General features: G+C 49.4%; 12 protein-coding genes. 7 read left to right on the top strand and 5 right to left on the bottom strand.

The features are described from left to right. The first annotated feature begins 37 nt into the window (after nt 1-37). Nucleotides 38-487, top strand: coding sequence for a DUF1289 domain-containing protein (locus tag ACG1BZ_RS15165; RefSeq protein WP_413662547.1), 450 nt, complete (start codon nt 38-40; stop codon nt 485-487). A gap of 46 nt (nt 488-533) precedes the next feature. Here ACG1BZ_RS15165 and ACG1BZ_RS15160 read toward each other — a convergent pair whose 3' ends face one another. Further along, complete coding sequence (locus ACG1BZ_RS15160; protein WP_413662546.1) at nt 534-1,469, bottom strand: hypothetical protein; 936 nt, start codon at nt 1,467-1,469, stop codon at nt 534-536. Between the two features lie 220 nt (nt 1,470-1,689). Here ACG1BZ_RS15160 and ACG1BZ_RS15155 point away from each other — a divergent pair, with 220 nt between their 5' ends. Continuing rightward, the gene (locus ACG1BZ_RS15155; RefSeq protein ID WP_413662545.1) at nt 1,690-2,316 is read left to right on the top strand and encodes a tRNA-(ms[2]io[6]A)-hydroxylase; all 627 of its coding nucleotides are present in this window, start codon (nt 1,690-1,692) and stop codon (nt 2,314-2,316) included. Nucleotides 2,317-4,215: 1,899 nt separating this feature from the next. Next, nucleotides 4,216-4,482 carry a hypothetical protein gene (locus ACG1BZ_RS15150; RefSeq protein ID WP_413662544.1) on the top strand — a complete coding sequence of 89 codons (267 nt, stop codon included), beginning with the start codon at nt 4,216-4,218 and terminating at the stop codon, nt 4,480-4,482. Nucleotides 4,483-4,784: 302 nt separating this feature from the next. Here the strand turns inward: ACG1BZ_RS15150 and ACG1BZ_RS15145 are convergent, their stop codons facing one another. Then, nucleotides 4,785-5,045, bottom strand: a complete 261-nt coding sequence (locus ACG1BZ_RS15145; RefSeq protein ID WP_413662543.1) for a DUF3081 family protein — start codon at nt 5,043-5,045, stop codon at nt 4,785-4,787. Between the two features lie 70 nt (nt 5,046-5,115). On the opposite strand from ACG1BZ_RS15145, the gene ACG1BZ_RS15140 reads away from it, so the two are divergent. The 3 genes from ACG1BZ_RS15140 (at nt 5,116) to ACG1BZ_RS15130 (ending at nt 7,319) form a co-directional block, all read left to right on the top strand. Then, nucleotides 5,116-5,580 (top strand): DUF3429 domain-containing protein, encoded by a 465-nt coding sequence (locus ACG1BZ_RS15140; RefSeq protein WP_413662542.1) that lies wholly within the window; start codon nt 5,116-5,118, stop codon nt 5,578-5,580. A 54-nt stretch (nt 5,581-5,634) separates the two neighbouring features. Further along, on the top strand, nt 5,635-6,264 hold the full coding sequence (locus tag ACG1BZ_RS15135) for a malonic semialdehyde reductase (protein ID WP_413662541.1): 630 nt from the start codon (nt 5,635-5,637) through the stop codon (nt 6,262-6,264). A 74-nt stretch (nt 6,265-6,338) separates the two neighbouring features. Beyond that, nucleotides 6,339-7,319: a hypothetical protein gene (locus ACG1BZ_RS15130; RefSeq protein ID WP_413662540.1), complete on the top strand. Its 981-nt coding sequence runs from the start codon at nt 6,339-6,341 to the stop codon at nt 7,317-7,319. An 18-nt stretch (nt 7,320-7,337) separates the two neighbouring features. Here ACG1BZ_RS15130 and ACG1BZ_RS15125 read toward each other — a convergent pair whose 3' ends face one another. Next, a complete protein-coding gene (locus tag ACG1BZ_RS15125) occupies nt 7,338-7,793 on the bottom strand; it encodes a DUF2269 family protein (protein WP_413662539.1) in 456 nt (151 codons plus the stop codon). Between the two features lie 129 nt (nt 7,794-7,922). On the opposite strand from ACG1BZ_RS15125, the gene ACG1BZ_RS15120 reads away from it, so the two are divergent. Next, nucleotides 7,923-8,393, top strand: coding sequence for a YpsA SLOG family protein (locus ACG1BZ_RS15120; protein ID WP_413662538.1), 471 nt, complete (start codon nt 7,923-7,925; stop codon nt 8,391-8,393). Between the two features lie 2 nt (nt 8,394-8,395). Here the strand turns inward: ACG1BZ_RS15120 and adiC are convergent, their stop codons facing one another. Together adiC and ACG1BZ_RS15110 are read right to left on the bottom strand one after the other, a co-directional pair. Beyond that, complete coding sequence (gene adiC, locus ACG1BZ_RS15115) at nt 8,396-9,850, bottom strand: arginine/agmatine antiporter (RefSeq protein WP_413662537.1); 1,455 nt, start codon at nt 9,848-9,850, stop codon at nt 8,396-8,398. A 35-nt stretch (nt 9,851-9,885) separates the two neighbouring features. Further along, on the bottom strand, nt 9,886-12,189 hold the full coding sequence (locus ACG1BZ_RS15110; protein WP_413662536.1) for an Orn/Lys/Arg decarboxylase N-terminal domain-containing protein: 2,304 nt from the start codon (nt 12,187-12,189) through the stop codon (nt 9,886-9,888). Between the last annotated feature and the right edge of the window lie 14 nt (nt 12,190-12,203).

Here is a 12,203-nt window from a genome sequence, read left to right as displayed (position 1 = left end):
CCGCGCGGGCGGCATAAATAGGTTGGTCGGATAGTTAATGTATAAGAAGGTTCGCACGCCCTGTATCGGTGTTTGCTCCACGGGAATTGGCGATGATGTTTGCCGTGGCTGCAAGCGCTTTGCACATGAGGTTATTGATTGGAATGCCTACAGTGAAGAGCAGCGCCGGGTAATTGCCGAACGCCGAGAAGGGTATTTGGTGAACGCAGTGCGCAGCCAGTTGGAGATCGTGGATCGCGAGCTGCTATTGGAGCAGCTTCATCACCAGCGGGTCCGTTTTGATGAAAGTCAAAATCCCTACTGTTGGGTGTTCGAACTGTTGAGGGCAGGGGCCAGCCAGATATCAGACCTCAAGGCTTTTGGGTTGCAACTCACTGCACAGGCGCGCGGCGTCCCACTGGTGGAAATTCGCCGCCTTATTGATGAGGATTTTTACGCACTGTCTGTCGCCTATTACCAGCGCTATGTGGCACCTGGTATTACCTAGGACGGTTCAAAAGTTGATGGCAGCCCCATTTGGGGGGGGCTTGGATTTAGCGCTGCTGGCGCAAAAATACTCTGAGCGCCGGTAGAAAGGGTTCACTGGCGATTGCCAGATCCCGCCGCTGGCGCCGCCGACTCAAGCTCGGTTGGTGGTCAACTCGGGTGAATTCAGGCAGTTGCCCAGCCTCACTGGCTTCTACCAGAATCGGCATGGAGGAATAGCCGACCTGATGATATTCCTCTTCCTCACCTAGCTCGTGCCCATAGAAGATTTCCGCTACCTGGAGATTGGGGCGACTCTGCACTTGCACCTGGCGTAAATCCTCCTGCTGGCTTTTGTGTAGCCCGGCGAGTAGCTGGCGCTGATATTGGATACCGGGATCGGACCCCTGAGGGTCCAGCTGCACCAACTTCTTTTCACACCATTTCACCGTGACCTTGCGAATAGATTTACGCGCCTTGATCCATGAAAGGGTGATGGCATCGGGCCGCTTCGGGCACATCAAGACCAGGCGGTAACATTGGCGTAGATGTGCGCGGGGGAACCCAGCATCCGCAAGGATTTCCCGCACAGTGCGATCCTGCTCAGCTACTGGCCGCTCCGCTAGGGCGCTGCGAAGTTCGGCGATAGCCTTGGCAAAGATCTCTTTGTGGTTATTGAGTTGTTGGGCAAACTCAAGGGTTTTGGTCGGTACCGCCAATAAACCCGGCACTTGTAAAGTGGCGCGGGCATCTCCTCCGGCGCTAATGGGCTCCAGATAGTCGAGTTGCGAGTAGAGAGCGCCTGACAGTGAATAGGGGCGTTCAAAGCTCTGATTGAGACTGAGTGCGGCATCCTGTGCGAAAGGGGGCTGAAGTAGATAGTGCTGCCAGGGTTTCTCGGCATTTTGCAGCAATTCCAGGGATTCTCTCAGGGCTTGGGCGGCGCCATGGATATTTTCCAATAGCGGCGGGATAGCTTTTGCCTGGGTTCTGTAGTCATTCATCAGATATGCCGGATAAAAAGTGACTTTTATATTAATGCACTTAATAAATCGTTATCAAGTTGAGTGTATTTATCACTAGGGACCTTCCTAGATAATTGCAGACCTGGTTTGTCAGTCGGGGGAGTAGTGCCCGCTGGTGGTTTAAAAGCGGGCGTTTGTGGCTTGGGGCCGCTATAATCCCGCGCCAAGTTATTTTGCTCCGATTAAGTTTGTTCGCCCTATGAATGCTCAAGTCCCAGATCTGTCCGCTATCAATGAATTCCTACTGTGTCCCACGCCCGATGCCTGGGTGGAGGCGGCATTGAAGGAGCCGGAAATGATGCTGATCGATCATGCCAACTGCGAGAAAAAAGCGGCGGGTACTGCCCTGAACCTGATGTTTCGCTATCTGAATGACTTTGAGCTGCTGAACAAAATGTCGCGTCTGGCTCGCGAAGAGCTACGCCACTTTGAGCAGGTGCTGGCGATTATGGAGAAACGCGGTATCGCCTACCCCCACGTTAGTGCCTCCCGCTACGCGGCGGGCCTTCGTGCCGAAGTCCGCAGCGCAGAGCCGGGGCGACTGATCGACACGCTGATTTGTGGCGCTATTATCGAAGCGCGCTCCTGCGAGCGCTTTGCACGGATTGCGCCTCAGTTAGATGATGAGTTGCAGAAGTTTTATCTCTCCCTGCTTAAATCTGAGGCGCGTCACTTCCGCGATTACCTGCACCTTGCCCAGAAGGCTTCCTGTGAAGATATTCAACCTAGGGTTCAGGTGCTGCTGCAGAAAGAAAAGGAATTAGTGGAAGGCAGTGATGGACAGTTCCGTTTTCACAGTGGTGTGCCGGAGAATGCCGGGCAGTAATTCTAGCCCGGCCTGCTAAGTTGGCTCAGATTTTCAGGAAGCTTTCGAATTGATGTTTATTGGCTACAAGCTTCCTGATTCTTTAGTGAAAACACCAGAATACTCGCTGCCTAAGCCCACTGAATTGGGTCATACCGGCAGTAGCTCTAATCGTTGGTTGTGGCATTATCGTAGGACTGCTTGGTAGTTCTGCTGTCTTTACCCGATTCTACGTTTGTGCTCTAAAAATCAGCACAGGTCTCTTTGGGATCTCGCCGGTACAAGTCGATATTGACTGATCAAACGCTATAAGTAAGCTGGGTGAGCGGTAGTAAACTAATACTAAAGGGTATTTGTAAACTGTACTATCGTAAGCTCGCTAGAAGATCAAACTCGTACACTAGGGGCTGTTCATCAATACCCTGTTGGCCACAATCTTGAAAAAGATATGTACTGCACAGTGATTTCTACTGACCATCCTTCCGTAAAAATTATAATTTAGAGCCAATGTGTGGAAGTGCAGTTTTTGAGTACCGCCTTTTGAAGGTTTAAGTGCCGTTTCTTAATTAGCTTTTATTTTCAATCAGTTATTCTGTAATCAGAAAGCATAAGCGGTTTATGGGCATCTTTGTCTGAGTGATTAAAGGAAGACGAAACTGGCTCGTTGGATGCTTTTTTGTAGTGCATTAAGGGCTAATGAAACTGCTTAACGACATATTAAGAGAGGGATACTAGGCAACGGGCTAATTTCAGGAAGTTTTTAGGCTACCTGAGAAATGCACCAAAACGGGAAAGCCTAGGACGGTAAACCTATTGGTGTTACTGCAGGGACCGCATTCGACGATCTTGGAGCACTGAAGATTGAGGAGCGTAATGATCAGTCAGGATGATTGTTATGGTGAGTTTGTACCAGGTAGCCTGGTATTTCTCCCCTCCTCCCCCAAAAAAAGTAAGTAATGGAAAAACTATCTTTCATTTCCAAGAAATATACAGATGCTGAGAGAAGCACAAAGGCAAGGTTGTCCCATGCTTTACTCAATAATTTTGCACAAAATCTTATAAAGCAAAACGGTATTCACGGTGGGGTTGATCACTTAGACGCCGTAGTATTTTAGTTTGCAGAAAATATAAAGATCTTGGGACGCTCTCCAGTAGATATGACCATGATTTACATTTATCCTTGGCGAGAAGGTTGTATCAATAAAGCCATTAAAGAGTCCTGTTAGGGTGTGAGGCTATTTGGCCTTCCTCGAGAAGGACTGAAAAAAGAAATGGCAAGCTTCCAACTTTACTCTGGCGAAAAAGGTTATATTTTGCCGTTTGAACATCAACATAGCTAACTCTGAATCAGTATTGATGCTCAAGATGATCTTTTGTGTGACCAATGATGTTGCTAGGAGCAAGCTATTTCAAAGCTGTAATTGTTTATTGGCCCCTGTGGAGGTTAAAAAATATTTTCATGCAATGAAATGTAAAGGTTGATATTAAAGGGAGGCTGGGGAGAAGCTGTTATTTGGGACTGGTGTTTGACGAAATATCTGGTTATGGATAACCGGCTATTGGATTTTTTAAACACAATTTTACCATGTTGGCAGGTGGTGGTCCTCTGCTTTTAGACGTGGCAGAAAAGTACTAGGCGCGTATCCCAGTGATAACACTGAACCTTTTGGAGGTGTTGATGCTTTTTAGGTTTCAGGGGGATTGAATATGATCCGGAAGATATTGGCAACCGCAAGCTCAACCTTGCTGGCTACTTTGTTCCGTCAGGGAGTTATGCCCAGGCTGATCTCGCAGGTATTATTTCGTTCATGGAAGCTATTAAGGTTTCATATGATATTTTTAAGTTTAATCTAATAGGTTTGAAGGCTGTTCAAATATCCATTAATGTGGATATTCCAAAAATAGGGAAATTTTTGGAGGGTGGAAAGAAGGAAAGATGGAAAACTTGATCAATTAGGAGGAATTTTAATGAAAGTTATATATAAATTGTTTTTTATGGTCTTAACTATCAGCGTATGTTTTGCTGGCTCAATACATGAGGATGTGATGCACACTCAGATATCTGAAGAAGGGAAAACCATTTCAGCAGATATGTTAATGGCTGGAAGTGATGTGTCTGGTGGAGTGACGGATAGTGTTGGTTATATTCTTGGGGCAATAATTAAAATTCTACTAGGGGAAGCTTAAGATTTAGCCCAGCGGACTTTGGGTGAAATGATGGGTCAATGTTTCGCTGGGCTTCAAAATTCTGTGCCACCCGCATAATTCCATAAGATGATCCATTTATCTGGAAGGTAGCTGCGGTAGTATTAGGCTGTAATTTTAAACCGGATGCGTTGGGTTTTCTGAGATTTGTAAGCTTGGTGGCGGATGGTGTCTCCATTTGTGCTTACGGTGTTCTTTTAGTGAATGTCGAAAAGTTGCTCTCAACGTGTCTTATTTTGGTGTTTAAAATTTACTTCTGATTGAGGTTCCTAGGTTCTTTTCTCTTATCCTGAATCAAGCTTTTTCAATAGCCGAATAAACTCTTCGAGCTCTTTGCTGCTGGTGGAATCCACAGAAAATTTATTGTGGAAAAATATGGTGAGTTTTACTTTGGGGGAGTTGATAAAAACCGTATAGCCGTCAAAGTCAGTGCTGACTGCCAGCCCCTGGTAATGCCATTCGTTACCTTCCTTGCGCCCCTCCTTTGTCGCCCTATCAAACACCCGCAGTGCTTGTTTGACGTCAATCTTCTGTTCGGCATCCATTGCTGCTTGCTCCTGCCGCTAAGCTTGTTGTTTGAGACGAAACTGTCTTTGACTTGGAAGCTTAGACGACATGGACACTGACATCCATCACTACCCACCAGTAGATACGCGGCTGTTTGACTGGTTGGCTTACCTTGGTTTGATTCCATTTGTCGTAGGAATCATTATGCAGTGGTTAGGGTTTTCTCTTTGGGGAGTGACTCCGCGCCTGCTGTTCACCGCCTACAGCGCCGTGATTCTGAGCTTTCTCTGCGGTGTTTGGTGGGGCGCTGCACTCAATCAAGTGGGGCATCCGCACAGGATGATTTTAGCGCTACTGAGTAACCTGGTGACGTTGGTGGGGTGGGTGGCGCTGCTGATGTTTCGCACCACTTGGGCGCTACCGGTATTACTAGTTGCTTTCGGTTTTGTGGTCTGGGCCGAGGCCCGGTTGAACCCCAATCTGCCCGGGAGGGATCAGTACTTTCGCACCCGCAGTATTGTGACCTATTTAGTGATGGCCTGCCATCTTCTTATGATTCTGCTGCTCCTTTGAAATGCCTGGCGCAAACTAAACTGTTACCAGCGAAGATATTTTGGGGTAGCCCTTATGCAACCTGTTTCCTCTGAGGTGCTCGACCAGCTATTCAACAAAGCCCGAACCCATAGCCATTGGCAAGATAAGCCGGTTTCAAAAGAGGTTTTGAAACAGCTTTACGACTTGGTCAAATTCGGACCCACCAGTGCTAATTGTTGCCCTATGCGATTGGTGTTTGTTGTAAGTAAGGAGGCTAAGGAGCGGCTCAAGCCAGCGCTTAATGAAGGAAACATTAAAAAAACTATGCGGGCTCCGGTGACTGCCATTGTTGCTTACGATATGCACTTTTATGAACACCTTCCGGAGCTCTATCCCCAGACTCCTGCGCGGGAATGGTTTGCCGATAGCCCCGAATATGCCGAGGTTACAGCATTTCGCAATGGTTCCTTGCAAGGAGGCTACTTTATTTTGGCGGCGAGGGCCCTGGGGCTCGATTGCGGCCCAATGTCGGGGTTTGATAACGCATTGGTTGATGAGGAATTCTTTAGTGACAAATGCTCAGCACCGGCTTTTCTGCCGGAGCACTTCCCCGATTGTCATATTAAGTCCAATTTCTTGTGCAATCTTGGCTATGGCGAAACTGACAAATTATATCCGCGCAACCCTCGGTTGGATTTCGATGAAGTGTGCAGAACTCTGTAAATTGTTGCGTTTAACATAATTCGTATTTGTTAATACGGGTTAATGGCAGTGGATCAAGAATTAGGTGTGATTAAGTGGTTCTTAAACGATCTCAGCGGTTGATTGACCCGGAAGAATATTTTTTACCTAGGCAAGAGGACGCGCTTTATGAGTTGTTTGGCCGGGACATAAGTCGGGCTGTGGTTGAGCGATTTTTGTCGATGCAAGATGAGGAATACTTCCGCTGTGTCAGTTCGGGAAATTTCGGTATCTATGCCGCAGACCAACTGCTGATAGATTGCTACGCAAAGAAAATTAATGAGCAGGCGATTCTCGATGAAAAGTTGTTGTTTAGTCGAGAAGAGCTGGAGCCGATTATTCAGGCATATAGAGCGGAAACACTTTATATGAACCTGGCAATGGACAACGCAGCGCTGCCACACGATGTAATTACCACCGAGGAATTTGTCTTACATTTACAGGCGACCATTCTTAAGGCATTGGAAAAAAAGCGGGATGCTGATGATTTTATCGTGGTTATTCCGACCACCAGCTACAAAGGGGAACTCATTCCTAAGGCCATTTGCAGTAAAGCCAAGTTGAATGATGAAACCTTTGAGCGTCAATTCCAGTTGGGGCTTGTTCGCAATCAGCACCTGCAATATGTCTTAAGTAAATCCTACTTGTGGACCCTGGCGCATGCCTGGCCCTTTATAACGGGTTCGGAAGTGGGGGAGGGGTTGTTCAAAGGGGTGGTATTTCGGCAGTTTGATCTAGGTTTTGGCACTATAGCCTCGGACCTGGACAGTGATACCAATGTATTTGTGATTACAGATGCAAGTTGTACTGGTGGTGAGGCAGAGCATATTCGCAGCCGTCTGTTGAGAATGGACAGGCATGAACGCTCGGCGATTATTGTTCCTTTATGTAAGAAAGAAGCGATACATCGTTTGGATAAAAGTGCGGAAGGTAATGCAGAAATTGTGTCTGGGGTAGTCCTGGATGACTTCAAGCGGCAGTGGAAAGATGTTGGCCATCGAGCGAGCTATAAGACCCTCAGGGGGGCGAAGAGGTAATGGCCTGGCATAAGTTCCTTATAGTGCCGGCTTAGACACCATCAGATAGACAATGGCAACGGTCATGGGAAATGCGATAGCCCCGAGCAGACACCAAGCCATCATTAGCTTGCGCATTTTGTCTATATTACCTTCTTCTTTGGCATGTTTACGCAGCTGGTACTGAAGGTAAACAACCGGCAGCCACAACAAGAACACGGTTGCGCTGAGACCGGCGGCTAATTGCAGCCAGGCTTGTAGCATCCAGCTTGGATTAATCAGCAGCATTCCCACCGCGCTACCGAATAGACCAATTACCGCCGATCCGGTAAATATCCAGTCTGCCTGTACCGTTTCCCGGCTAACCCACTGCATAACTTGGGCATTTCCGGACAGCCAGCCCCTCAGGGTGTACCAAGCGATGCCGGTCCCTGTGCCGAGTACGATTATGGCGCAGAGGATATGCAGTGTTTTCAGTATCAGATAGTAATTCACAGCGCTGCCGGCCAGACTAAAGTTGGAGATAAATTAGTGGCTGCGGTCGTTAATTTCAATGCCAATTATCGCTGCCTTGATATCTGCTAGCTCGAGCTAGTAGGACGATAAACGATATGGGGGAGAAAAGTGATCTTCCGACCGGAGAAAATTATCAGTGGTGGTCAGACAGGGGCGGATACCGGCGGCTTGCTGGCAGGACAGCGCCTGGGAATTGCCACCGGTGGCACAGCACCGCAGGGTTACTGGACTGAGATCGGTGATCGGCCGGATTTTCTGAAAGGGCTTGGGCTAGTTGAAAACACGTCCCCGGATCTGGAAGAGCGTACTCGTGAGAATATCCGCAACTCTGATGCCACTGTTATCTTCACAACCAATCCCAGTAGTGATGGCACCCTGTTTACTATTGAGTTCTGCCAGGCATCGGGGAAACCACACTTGGTAGTCAATCCGACTGATGCCGATCGAGTACAATTGGTGCGTGACTTTATCCTCAAGAATCGTCCGCAGACGCTCAATGTGGCGGGTAACCGTGAATCCAACTCCCAAGGGATTACTGAAATTACCGCGGAAACCATCGAGAGGGCGCTAACCCGCTGAGTCTAGGGTTCCATGTGCCTCTCAAGATGATGACCTGAGGGGTTGGGTGCGCGCAAGCGCAATTCCAGGTCCGGGTATTGCCCCACGGAAAACCAGAAGAACAGGCACAGGGCAGCAATTGTGGCAAAGAGAGTGAAGTAGTGAACCCAGGCTGGTTCTGGCCCACCGGGTAGAAAGTGCTTTTCTTCAACGCTGCGACGGCGATTTAAAATTAGCGCATAAAAAATGACTGTCGCAATCACAAAGATCAGGGACCAGCGGGTTTGTTGCCCGTCAGATCCCACCAGGGCCACAAGGCAGTACACCGCTGCAATCAGCAAAATCACAGTAAACAGTCCGTACTGCTGAGGCGGCATTTTGCCGTAGGCCAAAACCCGCAAAGCTACCGCTGAATAGATATAGGGCATCAGTGTCATAATCACAGCGACAGAGGCAATTTTGCCAAACTGCTGGCTGGCCGTTGGCGATATAGTGGTAAGTATCAATACAGACATCAGCACGGCCACCAGGGTTAATCCGCCAGTAGGCACGCCTTTGTTATTGGTGCGGGCAAATAGTGCTGCAAACAGGCCATCATCAGCCGCCGCCTTGGCAGACTGCCCCACCAACAGTATCCAGCCGCCCAATGAACCGATACAGCCAATAGCGGCGCACAGGGCTACGACATTGGCCGCAGTATTTCCCAGTGCCAAGCGAGCAGCATCGGCAAAGGGAGCGGAGGAGCTGATTAATTCCTGGTTCGGCAGCATCCCCATAATGACCGATGAGCTGAGTACATAGGCAATAGAAGCCAGGATAACTCCCCCAACCGTTGCGATTGGGACGTTCTTGGTGGGGTCTTTTACCACTGCGGCAGATACGGAGGCGGTTTCCACCCCAATAAATGCCCAGAGCGTGAAGGTCAGGCTGGCCATAATGGCACTGGGGTCGCTTTTGCCTGAGACATTCCAGCTGCTGGTAAAGTTTTGCTGGTCGAACCAGAACCAGCCAAAAATAGCGGTGCCGAGGATTGGAAGCAAAACCAGGCCGGTGGTGAGGGATTGGATGCGACCGACGGTGCGCGGGCCCAGTACATTGGCGTAAGTCAGCAGCCAGACCATGGCAACCTGGGCCATGGCAAAAGTCAGTGGGTCTTTTAACGGTGGAAAAAAATGGGTCAGATAGCCCAGGCCTGCAGTAATCAGCGCAACATTACCGATTACATTGGCCAGCCAGTAAACCAGATTGGTTTGGTAGCCAATGTAATCGCCAAAAGCGCGGCGGGCATAGGCGTAAGGGCCGCCAGCTGCGGGATAGATAGCGGCGAGCTTGGCAAATACCAGGGCCAGGGAGATAGCGCCGACAATGGTTATCAACCAGCCGATCAAAGAAATACTGCCGACTGCGGCGAGATTGGCGGGGAGCATAAAAACCCCGGAGCCCATCATATTGCCTGCAACCATCAGGGTTGCGGGCACTAAGCCTATTTTATGTTCCTCTTTGATAGGCGAGCCTATGGCGAGTCTCCCCGCAGGGCGTAAATATGATAATGGCCGTCCCGCACCTCTACTCCGTGGTTATCGTGGGTAAAGCCTTGAAATTGTTGGTCGAAGGCTTCCAGTGTTCTCAAGTAAATCAATGCCGGACTATCTTCATCGCCAAAATTTTCGCCGGGCATTAGCAGAGGAATGCCTGGAGGGTAGGGTACAACGCCCGTGGCTGCGGTACGTCCCGGTAACTTGCTTAGCGGAAGCATTTCCACATCGCCGCGAACCAGGGTTTCATAAGCTTGTACCGGACTGCAGTCAGCTCTAGGTAAGGCTGAAAATCCCGCAGACATTTGCACTGTGGTTTGCAATTTTTTCATGGAAGCAAACATATTGTCTGCAAGATCGCGCAGCCCGATATTGCGATAGGCTGGGGACTTTTTTATAAGGTTTGGCAGGCATTCACTTAAGGGCCGGTTGGCGTCGAAGTCGCGCTTAAAGGCCAGTAAAGCATTTATGAGAGTGCCCCACTTACCCTTGGTAATACCGATAGAAAACAGGAACAAAATCGTAAAATCGGTAGTTTTCTCCACGATAATGCCGAGGTTGTCCAGGTATTTACTGACGATGTTGGCAGGTATTCCAGATGCAGACAGTTTGCCATCAGGGTTTACCCCCGGGGTGGTAATCGATACTTTAATTGGGTCCAACATGCAGTAATCTGGCTCAATATCACCAAATCCATGCCATGACTCGCCGGGGTCTAATAACCAGCAGCTGGGCTCATGACACAGGAGTTCCGCAGGGGCGCTGTGAAAGGCGTAGTTGTGCCCGTTACTGGGGTCGGTGACATGCTCAGGCTGCCAACCTCCGAAGAACCACTCTTCTTTATCGCGATACTCCTGTTGCAAACGGGCCAATACTTGTCGAAACGCTACGGCCTCAGCAATTGACTCCTCTGTTAATGCTTTTCCGCCCGGTCCATCCATCATCGCTGCGCTCACATCATTGGAGGCCATGATGGAGTAAAGTGGGGAGGTTGAGGCATGCATCATAAATGCTTCATTAAAGCGCCCATGCTCAATGGGTTTACGCCCATCGCGAATGTGAATCATCGATGCCTGGGACAACGCGGCAAGTAATTTATGTGTTGACTGAGTGGCAAATTTGCTCGGGCCATTTTTCGTGTCGGCTTCTCCCAAATCGTACATTGCGAAGCGATCCCGATAGATAGGATTAAATCGAGCGTATGAGTACCAGGCTTCGTCAAAGTGCAGGCGATCAACGGACTCGCCGAGAAGTTCTTCCACTCTGCGCACGTTGTAACAGAGACCGTCGTAGGTGGAATTAGTAATGACTGCGTGAACGGCACGGGAGTTTTTGGCGTGCTTGGACAAAGGGTTTTGCCGAATAGCATTGGCAACAGAGCTGGCCGTCAACTGTTGGGAAGGGACAGGGCCTATGAGGCCGTAGTTGTTGCGTAGTGGAATCAGGTAGGTTGGAACTGCACCTGACATGGTGATCGCGTGTTCGACGGATTTATGGCAGTTTCGATCGCACAGAGCCAATTGCCCCCGGGTAACCGATGCCATCAATATCACTCTATTCGATGTCGAAGAGCCATTGGTTACATAGTAAGTGCGATCCGCACCAAATACTTTTGCTGCATATTGCTCTCCCTTGGCAATGGGGCCCGAGTGATCCAAAAGCGATCCCAGCTCTGTTACAGAAACAGAGAGGTCCGAGCGCAACATATTTTCCCCAAAGAAATCGTAAAAAGCGCGACCCGCAGGGGATTTGAGAAAAGCTGTTCCCCCAGTATGGCCGGGTGTGTGCCACGAATATTCATGGACCCGGGCAAAGTGGGTCAGGGCGCGAAACATGGGGGGAAGAATGGCGTGGCGGTATCTTTCAATCGCACTCTGGATGCGACCGCCGATAAAGGTCGGGGTATCTTCCAGCATCCAGATAAAATCGTTGGCTAATTCCAGGGCCCGTCGCGGCATGGTGCTGACAGTCTGCTGATCTGCCAGAAGGAATACCGGCATTTGGGGATTGCGGGCGCGAAGTTCTTCCAATACAACCAGGGCGGGGCATTCCGCTTCACCGGGCAAGGTCCAATTAATCAGCAGGCATTGGATCGCGGTGTTAGTACTCAGTATGGCGCAGGCATCACTACCGCTGGTGGTTGTTATTACGTCAATTTTTCGCTCTGATAACTCTGCCTGTAGCCTCATGGCGGCGCGGCCGGGAGCGCTGTTGTCGTCGACTTCACTGCTGGCGATCAGGGCCAGCATGCTGTTATGGCGTTGCTGTCCGAAATGATGCATGAGTGCCGCACAAA

Source organism: Microbulbifer sp. CNSA002 (genome assembly GCF_047324085.1).
Lineage (GTDB): Bacteria > Pseudomonadota > Gammaproteobacteria > Pseudomonadales > Cellvibrionaceae > Microbulbifer.
The sequence above is the reverse complement of the archived record's forward strand: the minus strand, read 5'-3'. Positions and strand labels throughout refer to the sequence as shown.

Excerpts from the sequence above, each read along its gene's own strand:
- ACG1BZ_RS15165 (WP_413662547.1), top strand. The coding sequence starts at position 38 with ATGTATAAGAAGGTTCGCACGCCCTGTATCGGTGTTTGCTCCACGGGA.
- ACG1BZ_RS15145 (WP_413662543.1), bottom strand. The coding sequence starts at position 5,045 with ATGGATGCCGAACAGAAGATTGACGTCAAACAAGCACTGCGGGTGTTT.
- ACG1BZ_RS15135 (WP_413662541.1), top strand. The coding sequence starts at position 5,635 with ATGCAACCTGTTTCCTCTGAGGTGCTCGACCAGCTATTCAACAAAGCC.
- ACG1BZ_RS15140 (WP_413662542.1), top strand. The coding sequence starts at position 5,116 with ATGGACACTGACATCCATCACTACCCACCAGTAGATACGCGGCTGTTT.
- ACG1BZ_RS15160 (WP_413662546.1), bottom strand. The coding sequence starts at position 1,469 with ATGAATGACTACAGAACCCAGGCAAAAGCTATCCCGCCGCTATTGGAA.
- ACG1BZ_RS15110 (WP_413662536.1), bottom strand. The coding sequence starts at position 12,189 with ATGCATCATTTCGGACAGCAACGCCATAACAGCATGCTGGCCCTGATC.
- ACG1BZ_RS15155 (WP_413662545.1), top strand. The coding sequence starts at position 1,690 with ATGAATGCTCAAGTCCCAGATCTGTCCGCTATCAATGAATTCCTACTG.